The following is an 18,107-nucleotide window of genomic DNA, read 5'->3' on the forward strand; positions in this document are numbered from 1 at the left end:
TCATGATGGCGGGACTTGCTGGCTACCCTATTGTATCGGTGGGTGTAGGAAGGCCATTAAAGATCGCATTAACTTCAGCGCTGGTTTTTGGATTTATTGGCCTTTTTTTAATCGCATGTGATTATCAGCGCATGTACAATTTTTTTCATGGCAAAAATAAATCATCGCTGATGGATCTGGCTCAGATTCAAACGTCCTCTGTATTTCAATTTCACGCAAACTCCATGTGGCTCAATGTAATTGCCCTCAACGATGCTTTTGTGGAAGAGAAGTTGCAGGTGGCCGATTTCGTCCTCAGAGGGGTTCCCCAATATCAAACCATTTCAAAATATATTGCTTATCTTGTTTTGAGTAAAAAAGAAAAAGAAGCGCTGGATTTTTTGGAGGACTTCTCGCGCCGAGACCCTGCGGATTTCAAAGCTGTGGTGTTCGAATTGAACAGATTGGCGGCCACCGAAAAACAGTCGCACGCGATCTGGGGCTTTTTGCAGAGCCCATCCATGAAGATCTTAGTAGAACAGAGGGCGGCCGTATCGCCGATGCCGCCCTCACTGTCACTGGTTCCGTGAGGTGCATGGGTAGTCGCTGCCTCGCAAACCAAGTGTTGATACAGCTGCAGGGGGTGTGGTCCGGGGCATTACTTTTGCCTGGGGCGTGAGCGGTTAAGTGAGCGGTTAAAATCCGGCTTCTTCGCCCCATTCCATCATCCCACTTCCACCCATGTCCACCACCCCCAAGTCCCCCACCGCCATGGCCAACGCCATCCGTGCCCTTGCGATGGACGCCGTCCAGCAAGCCAACTCCGGCCACCCCGGCGCGCCCATGGGCATGGCCGACATGGCGGTGGCCTTGTGGGGCCGTCACCTGCGCCACAACCCCACGCAGCCGCACTGGCCCGACCGCGATCGTTTCGTGCTGTCCAACGGCCATGCGTCGATGCTCATTTACGCACTGCTGCACTTGACCGGCTACGACCTGCCGCTGGACGAGCTGAAGAACTTCCGCCAGATGCACAGCAAGACCCCGGGCCATCCCGAGGTCGGCATCACCCCCGGCATTGAAACCACCACCGGCCCCCTGGGCCAAGGCATCACCAACGCCGTGGGCATGGCCCTGGCAGAGAAGCTGCTGGCCACCGAGTTCAACCAGGGCGGCCACACCATCGTCGACCACCACACCTACGCCTTTCTGGGCGACGGTTGCCTGATGGAAGGCATCAGCCACGAAGCCGTGGCCTTGGCCGGTGCCTGGAAGCTGAACAAGCTGATCGCCCTGTACGACGACAACGGCATCTCGATCGACGGTCAGGTCGCCCCCTGGTTCATCGACAACACGCCCAAGCGTTTCGAAGCCTGCGGCTGGAACGTGATCGGCCCGGTCGATGGCCACGACGTCGATGCCGTCGACGAAGCCATCGTCAAGGCCAAGCTGAACACCGACAAACCCACGCTGATCGTCTGCAAGACGCACATCGGCAAGGGCTCGCCCAACCGCGCCAACACGGCCAAGGCCCACGGCGAACCGCTGGGTGCCGACGAGATCAAGCTGACCCGCGACACCATCGGTTGGCTGCACGAGCCTTTCGTGGTGCCCACCACGGCCTACGCCGATTGGGATGCCAAAGCCTCCGGCGACAAACTTGTGAGCGAGTGGGACGAACGCTTCGCCGCTTACGAAAAAGCCTTCCCTGAACTCGCCGCCGAGTTCACCCGCCGCATGGCCGGTGACCTGCCCGAGAACTTCGCCGAGATCGCCGTGGAATCCGTGGCCGCCGCGCACGACAAGGCCGAGACCGTGGCCAGCCGCAAAGCCAGTCAGATTGCGCTGGAATTCTTCACCGCGGCCTTGCCTGAAATGCTGGGCGGCAGCGCAGACCTGACCGGCTCGAACCTGACCAACACCAAGAGCACCCCCGCTTTCCGCGTGGACGCCGATGGCAAGGTGGCCACCACCGAAACCGGGCAGATCGGCCGCCACATCAACTACGGTGTGCGCGAGTTCGGCATGGCCGCGATCATGAACGGCGTGGCGCTGCACGGCGGCTACATCCCCTACGGCGGCACCTTCCTGACCTTCAGCGACTACAGCCGCAACGCCATCCGCATGGCCGCGCTGATGAAGCTGCGCGTGGTGCACGTGTTCACGCACGACTCGATCGGCCTGGGCGAAGACGGCCCCACCCACCAGTCGGTGGAACACGCCGCCAGCTTGCGCCTGATCCCCGGCCTGGACGTTTGGCGCCCGGCCGATACCACCGAAACCGCCGTGGCCTGGACCATGGCCCTGGCCAACAAGCACCGCCCGTCGGCGCTGCTGCTGTCGCGCCAGAACCTGCCCTATTCGCCCAAGACGGACGCGGATGTCATCACGCAAGGCGCGTACGTGTTGGCCGAACCCTCAGAAGTGGGGTTGAAGAAAAAGCCCCAAGCCGTGATCATCGCGACGGGGTCCGAAGTGCAGCTCGCCCTGCACGCGCAAACGCAGCTGGCCATCGAAGGCATCGCGGTGCGCGTGGTGTCCATGCCCTCGACCACGGTCTTCGACCGCCAGAGCCTGGCCTACAAGCAGAGCGTGCTGCCCGCCAACCTGCCGCGCATCGCGGTCGAGGCCGGCGTGACGGACTTCTGGTGGAAATACGGCTGCGCGGCCGTGGTGGGCATCGACACCTTCGGTGAGTCCGCCCCGGCAGGCGTGCTGTTCAAGCATTTTGGTTTCACCACGCAAAACGTGGTGGACACCGTGAAGGTGGCCCTGGGCCGCCGTCGTTGAACTGAACTTATTGATCGATTTTCAGTCTTTGTTTAAATCTCTCTGAGGACTCACATCATGGCTATCAAGATTGGCATCAACGGCTTCGGCCGCATCGGACGCATGGTGTTCCGTGCCGCCGTGCAAAACTTCAACGACGTCGAAATCGTCGGCATCAATGACCTGCTCGAGCCCGACTACCTGGCTTACATGCTCAAGTACGACTCGGTGCATGGCCGCTTCAAGGGCGAAGTCTCGGTCGATGGCAACACCCTGGTCGTCAATGGCAAGCCCATCCGCCTGACCGCCGTCAAGAACCCCGCCGAGCTGAAGTGGGACGAAGTCGGCGCCGACATCGTCGTCGAATCGACCGGCCTGTTCCTGACCAAGGAAACCGCCGAAGCCCACCTGAAGGCCGGCGCCAAGAAGGTCATCCTGTCGGCCCCGTCGAAGGACGACACGCCCATGTTCGTTTACGGTGTGAACCACCAGTCCTACAAGGGCGAAGCGATCATTTCCAACGCGTCGTGCACCACCAACTGCCTGGCCCCGATCGCCAAGGTGCTGAACGACAAATGGGGCATCAAGCGCGGCCTGATGACCACCGTGCACGCGGCCACCGCCACGCAAAAGACCGTGGACGGCCCGTCGAACAAAGACTGGCGCGGCGGCCGTGGCATCCTGGAAAACATCATTCCCTCGTCGACCGGTGCTGCCAAGGCCGTGGGCGTGGTGATCCCCGAACTGAACAAGAAGCTGACCGGCATGGCCTTCCGCGTGCCCACGTCCGACGTGTCGGTGGTCGACCTGACCGTCGAGCTGAACAAAGACGCCACCTACGAAGAAATCTGTGCCGAAATGAAGGCCCAGTCGCAAGGCGCCCTGAAGGGCGTGCTGGGTTACACCGAAGACAAGGTGGTAGCCACCGACTTCCGCGGTGAACCCTGCACCTCGGTGTTCGACGCCGAAGCCGGCATCGCCCTGGACAAGACCTTCGTGAAGGTCGTGTCCTGGTACGACAACGAGTGGGGTTATTCGAACAAGGTCATCGAGATGGCCCGCGTCATCGCCAAGTGACCCTTGGAGCTGTCCTCAAAAGCCCCCTCGGGGGCTTTTTTCATGGTCGAACGGTTTCTTTGTTGTGCCCAAATGTGTCCGCGCGGCCTGGTTTGCACATTGTGGGTGAGCGCTATTTCATAATCAGCGCTCTTTGCATTCCGGAGTGGTGTGTGGTGATCTGGCGAGGGCAGGCCTGCGGGCGGCGAGTTTTCTCGATGGGGCAGGTGGTCAAGGCCTTGTGGTGTGCTTGGGTGGTGTCTGTGCTGTCGGCAGGATCGGCCTGGGCCGAGCAAGCGCCCGAAGCTGCGCCCAGGATGGCGTTGGGCCTGATCGTCAAGCTCAAGGAAGCCAAGCCACCCTCGGTGGTGCGCTTGAAGGCGGCCGCCGTTCCCAGCGACGGCATGTCCCGGCAACGTGCTCGGATGGCCGATGCCGCCCGGCGCAGGCGGGTGTCCTTCCTGGTACAGCGACCGACGGCGTTTGCCGCCAATGTGATCCACTCGGGGCAGATCATGCCCTGGGCGGAGGCCAATGCCCAGGCCGAGCGCCTGCGGCTCGACCCGGACGTTGAATGGGTGGTGGTGAACGAGATCCTCACCAAGCAGGCCTATGTCTCCAGCCCCAGTTCCTTGCCGACCACGCCCTCCCAAAGCTGGCTGGGCTCGGTGACGACCACGGGCTTGCCGGGGCTGGCCAACATCGAGCCGGCCTGGGCCAAGTTGACGGACGGCCGGTCGCTGAACCCGGTGGTGGTGGCGGTGCTGGACACGGGCATCAGACCTCACCCCAGCCTGCAGGGACGCTACCTGGCCGGCTACGACTTCGTGTACCGCACGCTCATGTCCAACGATGGCGACGGCGTGGACCCCGACCCGACCGACCCTGGCGATGGCATCACGGCCAGCGACCTCCAAAACCACCCTGAGGTGTTCACCACTGCCGCGGGCTGTGAAAACAAGGTCACGGCCAGTTCGTGGCACGGGCTGGAAGTCGCGGGCACCCTGGGCGGCATCATCAACGACCAGGCCGGCATGCTGGCGCCGTTGCGGGGCGCCACCGGGTCCGAGGTCATCCTGCCTGTTCGCGTGGCTGGCAAATGTGGCGCCGAGGTGAGCAGCATCATCGAGGGCATGTTGTGGTCGGCCAATGTGCCCTACCAAGGCGGCCCTGCCTCGACCGTCAATCCGCATCCCACGGCCAGGGTCGTCAGCCTGAGTTTTGGCGGGGACGGGAACTGTTCCCTGGCCGCGCCAACGAGCGATCCGGGGTGGATCTATGCCCAGACGGTGGCCACCCTCAAGACGCAGGGCGTGCTGGTGGTCGCCTCGGCGGGCAATGGCGATGGCTCGACGGGTGAGGCGGTGCCCACCAGCCCGGCCAATTGCAGCAGCGTGCTGGCCGTGACGGCCCTGAATGCGCGCGGCTACAAGGCGGGCTATGCCAATTTGATCGCCAGCGGCATCGCGGTGGCCGGGGGGGATGTCAACACGCACGTCGACCCTCATCAATTGATCGACGATGGCGTGGTGGTGCCTTCGTATGACGGCACTTCTGCGTACGGCGCCCGGGCCATGGCCGGCACCAGCTTCGCCACGCCTCAGGCGGCGGGGGTCGCGGCCATGATGCTGGCGGTCAATCCGCAACTGACCGTCGATGAGCTGATCCAGGGCATCAAGGCTTCTTCACGCGCGCACGTGACTTCGGCCAATGTGACCGGTGTTCCGGCCAGCAGCCTTCCGCTGGGCAACTGCAGTGCTGGCAACCGCAGCCAGTGTTATTGCACCACCTCAACCTGCGGTTCGGGCATCCTGGATGCCGCGGCCGCCATTGATTGGGCTGCGGGGCACGCTGGCTCGTTCAACGGCCCCGGCGCCTACACCTCGCCCAGCACTTATTTCGTGCCCGCGCGGGAGGCCGCTGCCCGCCCCTCAGGCGGCGGTGGTGGCGGTGCCCTTGACTGGCCCGAGCTCCTGGGCCTGCTCAGCCTGACTGCGCTGGCGTCGTTCGGCTTGCGGCGCCCGGCTCAAAGCCGGCAGGCCGCGAAGCCCTTGCCCTGAGGCAGTTTGACCGCCGACAGGGCGACCTGGGTGTTGACGTCGGCCTGGGCCACCCGCACCACCTGCACTTCCATGGCCTGCCGCACGGTGACGACACGGGCGGTTCGGATGCCCCGCAGCTTCAGCGAGTTCAGCGCGGCATTGGCCTCGTCGAGGCTGCCATAGCGCCCCAGGGACAAGCCGGGTGAGAGGCTGGCCGGTGAGTGGATCTCTTCAAAGGACAGGCCCTTGATGCGGCGCAGTTCGTTCAGCTTGCGCGCCAGCATGTCCGCATCGACGTAGGGGCCCATGTAGGCCATCCACTGGCCGGGTACCGCCACGGTCTCGGTGCTCCAGGCACTGGCGCCCAGCACGGGTTTGAGGGTGGCCTCGACCTGGGTTTGCTCGGCAACTGTGAAGGGGCCGGCTTCCACGCAGATCGTGCGGCCTGCATTGACGGCGGCGGTGGCCGAAGAAGCGGGTGCAGGGGCTTCGGTGGCAGCGTCGCTGGCCGCCGGGCTCGGTGAACTGGGCGCCACTGGGGCGCTGGGCGGTTCCACCACGGTCAACTGATTCGCATTGACCTGTTGCTTCAGGCGTTGAGGCTCGCGCTGGGTGTCGGGTGAGGCGCCGACGAACTCATTCAGCCACCCGTGGCGCCAGGCATAGAAGCCCGCGTTGGCCAGCAACAGCACCAGGACCAGGGAACGCAGCATGTGGGTGTCAGGCAGGGAGTGTCGGGGATGGCGGTGATGATGGGGCCGCCAGGCGCACGCTCACGTCGCCGGTGGTCCAGCGTTGCAAGCCGGCGTCAGTATGCACGAGCAGGGCGCCCTGCTTGTCGACGCTGTAGGCCCGGCCGGTGTCGGTGGGGGCGCCACGCAACAGTGCGTTGTGGGCGGCGCCTTGCCACAGGTTGACTTCCTGGCCCGCCAGGGCGTCGCGCTGGGCATAGGCGGCCTGCAAGGGGGCGAAGCCTTCGGTGGCGAAGCGCAGCACGGCGCGCAGCAAGGACGGGGCGATCCACGTCCAGACCTGGCCGGCCGTGAGCGGCACTGGGCTGATGTCCTGCAAGCAGGTGTGTTCCAGGCTGGGCGCTTCCGGGGCGTGTTGCGGCCGCAGGTTGATGCCCACCCCGATCACCACCCAGCGTTGCCCGGCCGAAAGGCCGGGTGCCGGGGTGGCTTCGATCAGGATGCCGCCCAGCTTGCGCTGTTGCCACCACAGGTCGTTGGGCCATTTGAGGGTGATGGGGGCGCTGGCGGGGCCTTGCAGGCTGGCCAGGCCGACGTCCAGCGCTTCGGCGATGGCCAGGCCCACGGCCAGGGACAGGGCGCTGCCGCCGCCCGGTACCTGGTCCAGGTCCAGCGGCAGGCCCAGCGAGAAGGTCAGGCTGTCGCCGGCTCGGGCGATCCATTGGCGCCCATGGCGGCCGCGCCCGGCCGTCTGGTGGTGCGCGGCCAGCAGCATGGGTGCGGTGTCCCCGGCCCGGCCTCGCGCCAGCAACTGTGTGTTGGTGGAATCGGTCTCGGGCAGGACCTCCAGGCTGATGTCCGGGCAATCGGCCTGGGTGGCCAGCCAGATCTGCTCGGCGGCGGTGTTCAGGTCGATCATGGCCCGGCCGCTCAGCGTTTGCGGGTCTTGGCGGCCAGCATGGTGCCCCGGCACTGCTTGGCGCCGCACCAGCAGGCGTATTCGCGCTTCAGGGCGGCCGTCAGGCGGGCATCGATCACCAGGCCGTAGTCGAAGAACAACTCTTCACCTGGGGCGATGTCGCGCAGGGCTTTGAGGAAAACCCGGTTGCCGTCTTGTTCGGCTTCGACGTTGGGCGCGCAGGAATGGTTGATCCAGCGCGCCGAGTTGCCCTGATACTTCCCGTCGATGACGTGGCCGTCGTCGAGGTGAAAGTAAAAGGTGTGGTTGGGTTGATCGGGGTCGTGGGGGTGGCGGTCGAGGGCCGTCTCCCAGGTGATGATCTCGCCCTTGTACTCGATGACGGTGCTGCCGGCCTCGATGGGCTGGATGGCGAAAACCCCACGGCCGTGGATGCCGGACTGGCGGACCTGAATGCGCCGGCCTGACGCGGATATTTTGGGAAGTGCTTGCGTCATCGACAACTTTGGGTACATTGAAATGAGTGGGCGCGCGTGTGCGTGCGCACGCGTAAGAGCTGATTTTAGTTGGATAACAAATTCAAACCATGAGCAAAGCCCTGGTCATCGCTGAGAAACCTTCCGTCGCACAGGACATCGTCCGGGCCCTGACGCCCGTCGATGGCAAGTTCGACAAGCACGACGACTACTTCGAGAGCGCCAACTACGTGGTGAGCTCGGCCGTCGGCCACCTGGTCGAGATCAAGGCGCCGGACGAGTTCGACGTCAAACGCGGCAAGTGGAGCTTCGCCAACCTGCCGGTCATCCCGCCGCACTTCGACCTCAACCCGATCGACAAAAGCAAGGGCCGGCTCAACACCCTGGTCAAGCTGATCAAGCGCAAGGACGTCACCAACCTGATCAACGCCTGTGACGCGGGGCGCGAGGGTGAACTGATTTTCCGCCTGATCGCGCAGTACGCGCAGGAGAGCACCGCCACACTCAAGGCCAAGGGCCTGGGCAAGGGCGTGCAGCGCCTGTGGCTGCAGAGCATGACGCCGCAGGCCATCCGCGACGGTTTCGACAAACTGCGCTCCGATGAGCAGATGCAGCCGCTGGCCGACGCCGCGCGATGCCGTTCCGAGGCCGACTGGCTGGTGGGCATCAACGGCACGCGGGCCATGACGGCCTTCAACTCGCGCGATGGCGGGTTCTTTCTGACGACCGTGGGGCGCGTGCAGACGCCGACCTTGTCGATCGTGGTCGAGCGCGAGGAAAAGATCCGCAAGCACGTGTTCCGCGACTACTGGGAAATCCGCGGCAGCTTCGGCGCTTCGGCTGGCAGTTACGACGGCAAGTGGTTCGATCCTGCTTTCAAGAAGGACAAGGCGGCGGCTGAAGGTTCGGCCGAGGCTGAACTGAAGGCCGACCGGGTCTGGTCCGCCGATGAGGCGCAGGCGATTGCCGACGCGGTGCGTGGCAAGACCGGTTCGGTCACCGAGGAAGCCAAACCCAGCAACCAGTCCAGCCCGCTGCTCTACGACCTGACCACACTGCAACGCGAAGCCAATTCGCGCTTCGGCTTCAGCGCCAAGACCACGCTGTCGCTGGCCCAGGCCCTGTACGAAAAGCACAAGGTGCTGACCTACCCCCGGACCGATTCGCGCGCGCTGCCGGAAGACTATGTGGACGTGGTCAAGCAGACGATGCAGATGATCGCCAGCGAAGACCTGCCCGGCCCGCTGCGTGAACTGGCCCAGCATGCCGGCAAGGCCTTGAAAGAAGGCTATGTGAAGCCCGTCAAGCGCGTGTTCGACAACACCAAGGTGTCGGACCACTTCGCCATCATCCCCACGCTGCAGGCCCCGCGCAGCCTGACCGACATCGAGGCCAAGCTCTATGACATGGTCGTCAAGCGCTTCCTGGCGGTGTTCTACCCGCCGGCCGAGTTCATGGTCACCACGCGCATCACCAAGGTGCCGGCGGCGGGCAAGGAGCATCACTTCCAGACCAATGGCAAGGTGCTGGTCAAGCCAGGCTGGCTGGCCGTCTATGGCAAGGAAGCCCAGGATGACGACGCCACCCTGGTGGCCGTGCAGCCCAACGAGTCCGTCACCAATGAAGACGTGGTGGTGAACGCGCTCAAGACCAAGCCGCCCGCGCGCTACTCGGAAGCCACGCTGCTGAGCGCCATGGAAGGCGCCGGCAAGCTGATCGACGACGAAGAGTTCAAGGCCGCGATGCAAGAAAAAGGCCTGGGCACGCCCGCCACGCGCTCGTCCATCATCGAAGGGCTGATCATGGAGAAGTACATGATCCGTGAAGGCCGCGAGCTGATTCCCACGGCCAAGGCTTTCCAGCTGACCACGCTGCTGCGCGGCCTGGGCGTGGAAGACCTGACCAAGCCCGAGCTCACCGGCAATTGGGAGTTCAAGCTGTCCGAGATGGAAAAGGGCCTGTTGAGCCGCGAGGCCTTCATGGGCGAGATCGCGCAGATGACCCAGCGCATCGTGCAGAAGGCCAAGGAATACGACCGCGACACCATCCCCGGCGATTACGCCACCATGGCCACGCCTTGCCCCAACTGCGGTGGCACGGTGAAGGAAAACTACCGGCGCTTCACCTGCATCGGCAAGGCTTCCGTGGCGGAAGGCACCGAGGCCACGGGTTGCGGTTTTTCGATCAGCAAAAGCCCGGCCGGTCGCAGTTTCGAATTGCCCGAAGTCGAGCAACTGTTGCGCGACCACAAGGTGGGGCCGCTGGAAGGTTTCCGCTCCAAGGCCGGTTGGCCCTTCACGGCCGAACTCAAGCTGAGCCGCGACGAAGAGATCAACAACTGGAAGATGGAGTTCGACTTCGGCGACGATGCCAAGAAGGAAGAGGGCGGCGGCGAAGCGGTCGACTTCACCGGTTACCAGTCGCTGGGCCATTGTCCGAAATGCAAGGGCCGGGTCTTCGAGTTCGGCAGCAACTACATCTGCGAGAACGCCACGGGCGCCGCCACCTGCGACTTCAAGAGCGGCAAGATCATCTTGCAGCAGCCGGTGGCGCCTGAGCAGATGGGCAAGCTGCTGGCCACGGGCAAGACCGATCTGCTGGAGAACTTCGTGTCGAACAAGACGCGGCGCAAGTTCAAGGCCTTCTTGAGCTGGGACCCCAAGGCGGGCAAGGTGGGTTTCGAGTTCGAACCCCGTGCACCCCGCGTGCCGGCGGCCAAGAAAGCCGCGGCCAAGAAGGCGGCCTGATCGGTGCCACCCGGCCTTGGCCTGCACGAAGGCCGGGGTCGGTGTAAGGTTCTGGAACCTGCCTCGACCAATCAGGGTCTGATTTGTTCTTGCGTGAACCGGAGCCCGCCATGTCCTTCATCCGAACGTCCCGTTCCCCTGCCCATCCCGACAGCGGTTTGAGCCACTCCGTGCCCAGCGAGATCACGCCGCAGCAGGTCTACGCGCAGCGGCGTGAAGTGCTGCGCGCCATGGCGGCCGGCGCCGCGGGCGTCACCCTGAGCGCCTGGGCGGGTGGCGAGGCGCAGGCGCAAAGCGCCAATGTGGTCAAACGGCCCGGCAAACTGACCGCCCTGCCGGGTGCCCGCAGCGCGGTGTCCGGCGCCGTGGTGGCGGACAAGCTCACCCCCTACGAGGACGTGAGCGGCTACAACAATTTCTACGAGTTCGGCACCGACAAATCGGACCCGGCCCAGGCCGCCCACACCCTGAAGCCCCGGCCCTGGGCCATCAGCATCGAAGGCGAGGTGGGCAAGCCGCAAAAGCTGGGGCTGGACGACCTGCTCAAGCTGGCGCCCATGGAAGAGCGCATTTACCGCCTTCGCTGCGTCGAAGGTTGGTCCATGGTGATCCCCTGGGTGGGCTATTCGCTCGCCAACATCATCAAGCGTGCCGAGCCCAACAGCCGTGCCAAGTACGTCGAGTTCGTCTCGCTGGCCGACCCGGCGCAGATGCCCGGCGTTCGCTCCAGTGTGCTCGATTGGCCCTATGTCGAAGGCCTGCGACTGGATGAGGCCATGCACCCGCTGACCCTGATGGCCTTCGGCCTGTACGGCGAGGTGCTGCCCAACCAGAATGGCGCACCGCTGCGGCTGGTCGTGCCGTGGAAATACGGTTTCAAGAGCGCCAAATCCATCGTCAAGATCCGCCTGGTCGAGAAGCAGCCCAGGTCATCCTGGGAAAAGGCCAATGCCTCGGAATATGGCTTCTATTCGAATGTGAATCCCAAGGTGGACCATCCGCGCTGGAGCCAGGCCAGCGAGCGCCGCATCGGCGACGGCGGCCTGTTCACGCCGCGCAAACCCACCCTGATGTTCAATGGCTATGAAGCCCAGGTGGGCCAGTTGTACGCGGGCATGGACCTGAAGAAAAACTACTGATGAAGGCCCTCAACCAGTGGCTGATGAAGCCTTGGGTCAAGCCCCTGGTGTGGCTGCTCTGCGCCTTGCCCTTGGGGCTGCTGGTGCTGGCCGGTGTGCAGAATCGACTGGGGGCCAACCCCGCCGAGAAAGTGATCCATGAAACCGGCATTTGGGCCTTGCGCTGGTTGTGCATCACCCTGGCCGTCTCGCCCTTGCGCGAATTGGCGTCTCTGCCCGCTTTGCTGCGGTACCGGCGCGCGCTGGGGGTGACGGCCTTCGTCTATGCCCTGCTGCATTTCCTGAGCTACGCCTGGCTGGACAAAGGCCTGGTGTTCGACGACATCCTGCGCGATGTGCTCAAACGCAATTTCATCCTGGTCGGCATGCTGGGCTTGATCCTGATGACGCCGTTGGCGCTGACCTCGTTCAACCGCGCCATCAAGGCCATGGGCGCCAAGCGCTGGCAGTCGCTGCACAAGCTGGTGTATGCGGTGGCGTTGCTGGGCCTGCTGCATTTCTACTGGAAGAAGTCCATCAAGCACGACCTCAACGAGGTCTGGTTGTACGCCCTGATCCTGGCCGTGCTGCTGGGATGGCGTGTCATGCGCCGTGGCCTCACCAGCCTTTGGCAGGTGCGCTGAACCCGGCCAGACATGCTTGAGCTGCTGTGGCTGTTCGTGCCTTTCTTTGCCCTGGTCCTGATGGGTTGGGGCGCGGCCCGAGCCCGCGTGCTGCCGCTGGAAGGCATCGCGGCCATGAACAGCTTTGTGTTGTTCTTTGGCTTGACCGCCATGCTGTTTCGCCTGGGCGCCAGTGGGGCGCTGCACCAGGGCGGTCTGCTGGGCCTGCTGCTCGCGTATGGATTGGCAGGCGCGCTGGTCACCACCTTGGCTTTGCTGTGGGGTGTCCGGCTTGGCCTGGTCCGGCGTGACAGCGGCCTGGCGGCCTTGGCCACGGGATTTCCCAACACCGGTTTTCTGGGCTTGCCCTTGCTGACCGGTCTGCTCGGGCCTCAAGCGGCCGGGCCCATCGCGGCCACCTTGATCGTCGATGTGCTGGTGCTGAGTTCGCTTTGCCTGGCCTGGGCCCACTCGCACCCCGCGAACGAGGCCCCGGGTGATGACCCGGCCGAGGCCTGGCATGCGGCCCAGGCCTCACTCAAGGGCGCCTTGCGCAATCCTCTGCTGTGGTCCATGGCCCTGGGCATGCTGGTGTCCTGGCGGGGTTGGACCTTGCCTCGCGCTGTGGACGAAACCGTGCGGTTGCTGAGCCTGGCCGCCACGCCCACGGCTTTGTTCACCCTGGGGGCCATCCTGGCGCGGGCCCAGGTGCAGGGCCTGGCCCGGTCAGGTGGCGGCTCCTCGGTTTGGGTGCCCGTGTCCATAAAGTTGCTGCTGCACCCCCTGCTGGTGTGCGCCGCGGGTTGGGGGCTGATGAAAGCTGGGGTGCCTTTGCCGCCGGCTGGTTTGCTGACGGTCACCTTGGCAGCGGCCTTGCCCTCGGCCAGCAATGTGTCGATGCTGGCCGAACGCGAAGGCGCCAACACCGCCTTGGTGGCCCGCATCATTTTGTGGACCACGGCCTGCGCCTTGCTGAGCCTGAGCGCCTGGGCGAGTGTGCTCGGTGGGCGACTTGAAACAATTCATTTCTAATTCCCCCCAAGAGCGGGGCAGGGATGCGCCAGGTTTTATTGGATGATTCCGGCCTGTCGTTCCATTAGAAAAAATTCAGGGAAACCCATGATCCTCCCTCCGATCAGCGGCGGAGCTTTGACGTCGCTGCCAGCATTGGGCGGCGAACTCATCTCCCGGCTGCGGGCAGCCTTGACCATCGGCCAGCACACCCGACTGGTGCAAATCGAAACCACGCTGCCTTCGGCCACCCTGGTGGTCGAGCGCATGGCGATCACCGAGGCCGTGCACGCCGACGAGCCTCTGTGGGCCGAGGTCGATTGCCTCAGCACTTCCGCCTACCTGGAATTGAAGGCCTTGACCGGTGAGCGCGTGAGCCTGCGCCTGCAGTTGGCCGATGGCAGCTGGCGCACCTGGCAGGCGCACGCCGTGGGTGCCGCCCAGCTGGGCGCCGATGGCGGCTTGGCCCGCTACCGCCTGACCCTGGCCGCCTGGACGCACTGGCTCACGCACCGGCGCGATGCGCGCATCTTCCAGGACCAGACCGCCCAAGGCATCACTGACACGGTCTTCAAGGCCTACCCGCAAGCGAAGGTGCGTTTCGAGTTGGCGTCGCCTGGCCCGGTGCGGGCCCTGACGACGCAGTACCGTGAAACCGATTGGGCCTTCGCCTGCCGCCTGATGGCCGAGGAAGGCTGGAGCTGGCGTGTCGAGCAGGGACCCACAGAACACACCCTGGTTGTGTCGGACCAGCAAGCCCCGCGGCCTGATCTGGGCGCCTTGCGTTTCAGCCGGCCCGATGTGCGGTCTGGCGGATTCCTCGGTCTGGGCCAGGGCCTGGTGGAAGACACCATCACGGCCTGGAGCGTGGGGCAGCGCGTGGGGACCAACGCGGTCACGCTGGCCGGCTGGGATGAACGCCAATTGGCGGGCGTGTCCTCGCAGGCTCGGGCGGTGAGCATCCCAGCCGCGGTGCCGGCTTTGGAACACTACCGGGGGCACGGTGAACGCCGACACGCCGATGGCCGGGTGAGCGCGGCTCAGGCCGCCAGCACTGCCGTGGCCGATGCCCGTGCCAGCGCCTTGATGGCCGCCCATGAGTTGTCGCACCACCGCACCCAGGGTCAAAGCGCCGTGCGTGCCTTGCAGGCATCGGCCAATTTCCGGATCACCGAGCACAGCCTGTACGCTGGCATGGGCAGCGCCGACCAGCAGTTCTGCGTGCTGAGCGTGACCCATGAAGCGGCCAACAACCTGGGTGCCGAAGCGGCGCAGATCCTCCAGTCCACCGACCTGGCGCAGGGCAGCTACCGCAACCGCTTCACGGCGGCACCGGCCTCGGCCCGCTTGGCGCCTCTGCCGGCGCACAAGCCCACCGCACCCGGCTTGCAGACGGCCATCGTCATGGCAGCCCCTGAGGAAGCTTTGACCACCGACCGCGATGGCCGCGTGCGGGTCCAGTTCGGCTGGCAGCGTGGCGCGTCGCCCCTGGCGGGTGGCCAGGTGGGCCCAGCCACCCCGGCCGGACAGGACACAGGGCACGCACCGGGCCACGATGGCAGTGGCACCTGGGTGCGCGTGGCCAAGTCCATGGCCGGGGCCAATTGGGGGGCGGTGTTCACGCCCCGCGTGGGCACCGAGGTGCTGGTCGATTTCATCGATGGCGACATCGACCGACCCATCGTCGTGGGCCAATTGCACAACGGCCAGCACGACCTGCCCTGGCCGGCGGGCGTCGATGCCGGCAGCAACCACCCTGGCACGGTGTCGGGCTGGCACCACCAGCAGTTGGATCGGCAAGGCGCCAACCAATGGCTGCTGGACGATGCCACGGGTCAGCTGCGGATGCGCCTGGCCTCGCATGGTGCGGCCACCGGCTGGAGCGAACTGACGCTGGGCCGCATGATCGGCCAAAGTGGGCAGGGCGGTTCAGGCCATGCCCACCGTGGCGCCTGGCTGGGCGAAGGCTTTTATGGTCACACCGACGGCTGGGCGGTGGTCCGCGCAGGCGGCGGTCTGCTGCTGAGCACCACGGCGCGGGCACGACGTGGTGCCAGCGTCCACAGCACGCAGATGGACGCGGCCGAGGCCGTGGGCCAACTCAAGGCCGCACGGCAACTGGGCAACACCCTGAGCCAGAGCGCGCGCCAGCAAGGCGCACACGGCTTGAGCAGCCACGATGCCGGGCAAGCGGTGCAGCATCACACCGACGCCATCGACCCCCAGGCCAAGGGCAAGTACGCCCAGGCGGTGGGCGGGCAGGCGGCGCAAAAAGCCCAAGGTCGGGCATTGGGCGATGCGGTGGAGCGCTTTGACGTGCCCATCATCCACCTGGACACGCCGGTCACCGCCAGCTTCGTGACGCCGGCCAGCATCAGCCTGTTCAGCGGGCAGGACACCAGCTTGAGCCTGCCGGGCGATGCGCACCTGAGCAGCGCCCACACGCTGAGCAGCGTGAGCGGTGAGACCACCAGCCTGTACACGCACCGCGGCGGCATCAAAGGCATCACCGCGAACGGGCCGCTGAGTGTGCGTGCGCACACCGACGGGCAGCAGATCTGGGCGGATCAGGACATCACGGTGCAGAGCACCACGGATGAAGTGCGCATCCAGGCCAAGGACAGCATCACCTTGACGGCGGGGCAGAGCCAGATCGTGATCAAGGGTGGGGACATCACGTTCACCATGCCGGGGAAGTTCACGGTGAAGGGGGCGAGCCATGATTGGAGTGGGGGAGGAAATCGTCCGGTACAGATGCCAGCCATGCCCGATACAAGGGTGGGCCTTTATGACGAACAGATTCGACTGGTTGTGGTCGGCACAGAAATTCCGCTAGGACATACCCCTTACCGCATCAAAGCGTCGAACGGCGAGGTATTCGAGGGCCTGACCGATGAAAACGGCTTTGCAGAAAAAATAGTCACCGACCAGCCATGCACTTTTTCAGTCGAGATTTTAAACATTGGAAGCTCTGTGCATGTGGGGGATGAGCCATGAGCGCGAAGAACAAAAACAAACCTGTCGCTGTGGCAAAAAAGGCGGGCAGCACCAACAAGGACCCTGGTACCTTGCTCAAATGTGAGGTAGATGCCAATGTTGGGTCTTGGATTCAACCGTCAAGTTGCTCGACTCATTTCATCAATGCTGATGCTGTTTTTCCGGAGGTGATCTTTGAATTCACCTCAGATGTGGAGGGGCCATATGAGTGGTCCTGGGATATCCGCTGGACTGCAGAAGCTTGTCCTCAAGCACATGGTAAAAAAAGATTCAAGGCCAAGAAAAGCAAGCTATACACAAAGCAAGGCAAATTTACATCAAACGAAAAGAAGTGGAAAGCCGATTTGGGCGTGGCGGTTGGCGGGGTGCTGACGGTCACAGTAAAGGCCGGGAACCTGACGTTTTTGAGAAGAGTCATCATCTTGGGAAAAAATCCTGGAGAAGAGAAAGTTCGGACAGAACTGGATACTTATCTGGAGGATTTCAAGAAGGAAATTGCGATTTCAAAAAAAATATTTCAACAAGAAAGTAAATTTCGACATTTTTACAGTGACGACATGCCCTTGGTGTCTTTTGATAATGGGTATGGTTTGGGGCAAATCACCAATCCAGAACCGACCTATGAACAAGTCTGGAATTGGAAGGCGCATGTCAAGCATGTGGTGACATCGTTCGTAAAAGACCTTCGAAAGAAGTCCGAGCGATATTTTTCATCACATCCCGGAGGCACGGAAGATCAGATCGATACCGAGACTTTGGTTTTCTACAATGGGGCGAATCACCATTATCACGTGTGGTCCGAAACATCCAAAACTTGGGTGGTGAACGTTAACGTTATTTGCGACCCCACGCAATCGAACAAAGGGTGGAATGGGGTTGACGCCAAAAATAAGGGGCTTTCCCTTGCAGATCTTCAAGGCGGCAAGGGGTCGACCGCCGTTTACACAGGACGTTGTTACGCGGAGCATGTGCAAAATGCGAATAAATAAACTATTCCAACTATTGCTTGCTTGGCAATTAAGTGCGTCTGTGTATGCTTGTGTAGACGGCCATGATGGGTCCGCACCCCTTGAACAAGGAAGATATCAAGTATCGCGGATTGAATGCGATGGGCATCGTTATGTTTTAAGGTTTGATAAAAAAAATGCGCGAACAACCTTGATTTATAAGGGGGTGCGTCAGGTAATTGATGATGTCCCCGTTCATCAGAGTCCAGTTTTAGTTGATTCCGCCATGTGGGTAAGATTGCTCCCGCTTGAAAAGCAGCCGTATCTCAAAAATGGAATAATTGCTTTAACCTTGGCAAGGAAAAGTAAGGTTGGCTCAACTGGTCAGTGTGGGGCGGGCAGAGAAGTTGATTTGATTATATTTGACGTCTTGAAACCGAGGGTCAAAAAGCTTTCAAAGTATGTGCTTGAAAGTTGTCTTGATTCTGTGAGTATTGCACTTGATGGCGCACGTATTTTGGATGCTTTTTCTGTAGAGAACGGCGAACTGGTGGGGGAGTACGATGACATTCGGGGCGAGCAAGGCGTAAAAAAGAAATTTCTGCCGTAGGATGATTGCAATGCCATGAAACACCCGAGAGCGATCAAACCTGTATGCGTTGATGTTCCGTGGGGGCGCAAATGAATCGGAAGACCATGGTCCTGTTATTCGCAGTTGCCGCCCTGAGTTG

At 63.0% G+C, this 18,107-nt stretch carries 14 protein-coding genes; 11 read left to right on the plus strand and 3 right to left on the minus strand.

Features of this window, described 5'->3' with window-relative positions; translation table 11 throughout:
• The 4 genes from ACREB4_RS15985 to ACREB4_RS16000 all read left to right on the plus strand — a co-directional run.
• On the plus strand, positions 1–569 hold a 569-nt coding region (locus ACREB4_RS15985), incomplete at its 5' end, for a hypothetical protein (RefSeq protein ID WP_431589225.1).
• 151 nt (positions 570–720) lie between these two features.
• Positions 721–2,769, plus strand: a complete 2,049-nt coding sequence (gene tkt, locus ACREB4_RS15990) for a transketolase (RefSeq protein WP_431589226.1) — start codon at positions 721–723, stop codon at positions 2,767–2,769.
• A 57-nt stretch (positions 2,770–2,826) separates the two neighbouring features.
• Positions 2,827–3,825 (plus strand): type I glyceraldehyde-3-phosphate dehydrogenase, encoded by a 999-nt coding sequence (gene gap, locus ACREB4_RS15995; RefSeq protein ID WP_431589227.1) that lies wholly within the window; start codon positions 2,827–2,829, stop codon positions 3,823–3,825.
• Positions 3,826–3,977: 152 nt separating this feature from the next.
• On the plus strand, positions 3,978–5,864 hold the full coding sequence (locus ACREB4_RS16000; protein ID WP_431589228.1) for a S8 family serine peptidase: 1,887 nt from the start codon (positions 3,978–3,980) through the stop codon (positions 5,862–5,864).
• Here the strand turns inward: ACREB4_RS16000 and ACREB4_RS16005 are convergent.
• Genes ACREB4_RS16005 through ACREB4_RS16015 form a run of 3 tightly spaced genes read right to left on the minus strand, consistent with a single transcriptional unit; the run spans position 5,831 to position 7,972 of the window.
• Complete coding sequence (locus tag ACREB4_RS16005; RefSeq protein WP_431589229.1) at positions 5,831–6,559, minus strand: SPOR domain-containing protein; 729 nt, start codon at positions 6,557–6,559, stop codon at positions 5,831–5,833. The genes ACREB4_RS16000 and ACREB4_RS16005 overlap by 34 nt on opposite strands.
• Before the next feature lie 7 nt (positions 6,560–6,566).
• The gene (locus tag ACREB4_RS16010; protein ID WP_431589230.1) at positions 6,567–7,457 is read right to left on the minus strand and encodes a biotin--[acetyl-CoA-carboxylase] ligase; all 891 of its coding nucleotides are present in this window, start codon (positions 7,455–7,457) and stop codon (positions 6,567–6,569) included.
• Between the two features lie 11 nt (positions 7,458–7,468).
• Complete coding sequence (locus ACREB4_RS16015) at positions 7,469–7,972, minus strand: SET domain-containing protein (RefSeq protein ID WP_431589231.1); 504 nt, start codon at positions 7,970–7,972, stop codon at positions 7,469–7,471.
• 71 nt (positions 7,973–8,043) lie between these two features.
• Here ACREB4_RS16015 and ACREB4_RS16020 point away from each other — a divergent pair, with 71 nt between their 5' ends.
• The 7 genes from ACREB4_RS16020 to ACREB4_RS16050 all read left to right on the plus strand — a co-directional run bounded on the left by ACREB4_RS16020 (position 8,044) and on the right by ACREB4_RS16050 (position 17,986).
• Entirely contained in the window at positions 8,044–10,680 is a 2,637-nt protein-coding gene (locus ACREB4_RS16020) for a DNA topoisomerase III (RefSeq protein ID WP_431589232.1), read from the plus strand.
• 110 nt (positions 10,681–10,790) lie between these two features.
• Positions 10,791–11,819: a protein-methionine-sulfoxide reductase catalytic subunit MsrP gene (gene msrP, locus ACREB4_RS16025; RefSeq protein ID WP_431589233.1), complete on the plus strand. Its 1,029-nt coding sequence runs from the start codon at positions 10,791–10,793 to the stop codon at positions 11,817–11,819.
• A complete protein-coding gene (locus tag ACREB4_RS16030; RefSeq protein ID WP_431589234.1) occupies positions 11,819–12,442 on the plus strand; it encodes a sulfite oxidase heme-binding subunit YedZ in 624 nt (207 codons plus the stop codon). The genes msrP and ACREB4_RS16030 overlap by 1 nt, the downstream gene beginning before the upstream one ends.
• A 12-nt stretch (positions 12,443–12,454) precedes the next feature.
• Positions 12,455–13,453 (plus strand): AEC family transporter, encoded by a 999-nt coding sequence (locus ACREB4_RS16035; RefSeq protein WP_431589235.1) that lies wholly within the window; start codon positions 12,455–12,457, stop codon positions 13,451–13,453.
• A gap of 87 nt (positions 13,454–13,540) precedes the next feature.
• The gene (locus ACREB4_RS16040) at positions 13,541–16,429 is read left to right on the plus strand and encodes a type VI secretion system Vgr family protein (RefSeq protein ID WP_431589236.1); all 2,889 of its coding nucleotides are present in this window, start codon (positions 13,541–13,543) and stop codon (positions 16,427–16,429) included.
• Positions 16,426–17,418 (plus strand): hypothetical protein, encoded by a 993-nt coding sequence (locus ACREB4_RS16045; RefSeq protein ID WP_431589237.1) that lies wholly within the window; start codon positions 16,426–16,428, stop codon positions 17,416–17,418. The genes ACREB4_RS16040 and ACREB4_RS16045 overlap by 4 nt, the downstream gene beginning before the upstream one ends.
• Entirely contained in the window at positions 17,405–17,986 is a 582-nt protein-coding gene (locus ACREB4_RS16050; RefSeq protein WP_431589238.1) for a hypothetical protein, read from the plus strand. Before ACREB4_RS16045 ends, ACREB4_RS16050 begins: the two co-directional genes overlap by 14 nt.
• The last annotated feature ends 121 nt before the right edge of the window (positions 17,987–18,107 follow it).

It is taken from the genome of Aquabacterium sp. (assembly GCF_050725395.1).
Taxonomy (GTDB): Bacteria; Pseudomonadota; Gammaproteobacteria; order Burkholderiales; family Burkholderiaceae_C; genus Aquabacterium.

Excerpts from the sequence above, each read along its gene's own strand:
- tkt (WP_431589226.1), top strand. The coding sequence starts at position 721 with ATGTCCACCACCCCCAAGTCCCCCACCGCCATGGCCAACGCCATCCGT.
- gap (WP_431589227.1), top strand. The coding sequence starts at position 2,827 with ATGGCTATCAAGATTGGCATCAACGGCTTCGGCCGCATCGGACGCATG.
- ACREB4_RS16005 (WP_431589229.1), bottom strand. The coding sequence starts at position 6,559 with ATGCTGCGTTCCCTGGTCCTGGTGCTGTTGCTGGCCAACGCGGGCTTC.
- ACREB4_RS16010 (WP_431589230.1), bottom strand. The coding sequence starts at position 7,457 with ATGATCGACCTGAACACCGCCGCCGAGCAGATCTGGCTGGCCACCCAG.
- ACREB4_RS16015 (WP_431589231.1), bottom strand. The coding sequence starts at position 7,972 with ATGTACCCAAAGTTGTCGATGACGCAAGCACTTCCCAAAATATCCGCG.
- ACREB4_RS16020 (WP_431589232.1), top strand. The coding sequence starts at position 8,044 with ATGAGCAAAGCCCTGGTCATCGCTGAGAAACCTTCCGTCGCACAGGAC.
- msrP (WP_431589233.1), top strand. The coding sequence starts at position 10,791 with ATGTCCTTCATCCGAACGTCCCGTTCCCCTGCCCATCCCGACAGCGGT.
- ACREB4_RS16030 (WP_431589234.1), top strand. The coding sequence starts at position 11,819 with ATGAAGGCCCTCAACCAGTGGCTGATGAAGCCTTGGGTCAAGCCCCTG.
- ACREB4_RS16035 (WP_431589235.1), top strand. The coding sequence starts at position 12,455 with ATGCTTGAGCTGCTGTGGCTGTTCGTGCCTTTCTTTGCCCTGGTCCTG.
- ACREB4_RS16040 (WP_431589236.1), top strand. The coding sequence starts at position 13,541 with ATGATCCTCCCTCCGATCAGCGGCGGAGCTTTGACGTCGCTGCCAGCA.
- ACREB4_RS16045 (WP_431589237.1), top strand. The coding sequence starts at position 16,426 with ATGAGCGCGAAGAACAAAAACAAACCTGTCGCTGTGGCAAAAAAGGCG.
- ACREB4_RS16050 (WP_431589238.1), top strand. The coding sequence starts at position 17,405 with ATGCGAATAAATAAACTATTCCAACTATTGCTTGCTTGGCAATTAAGT.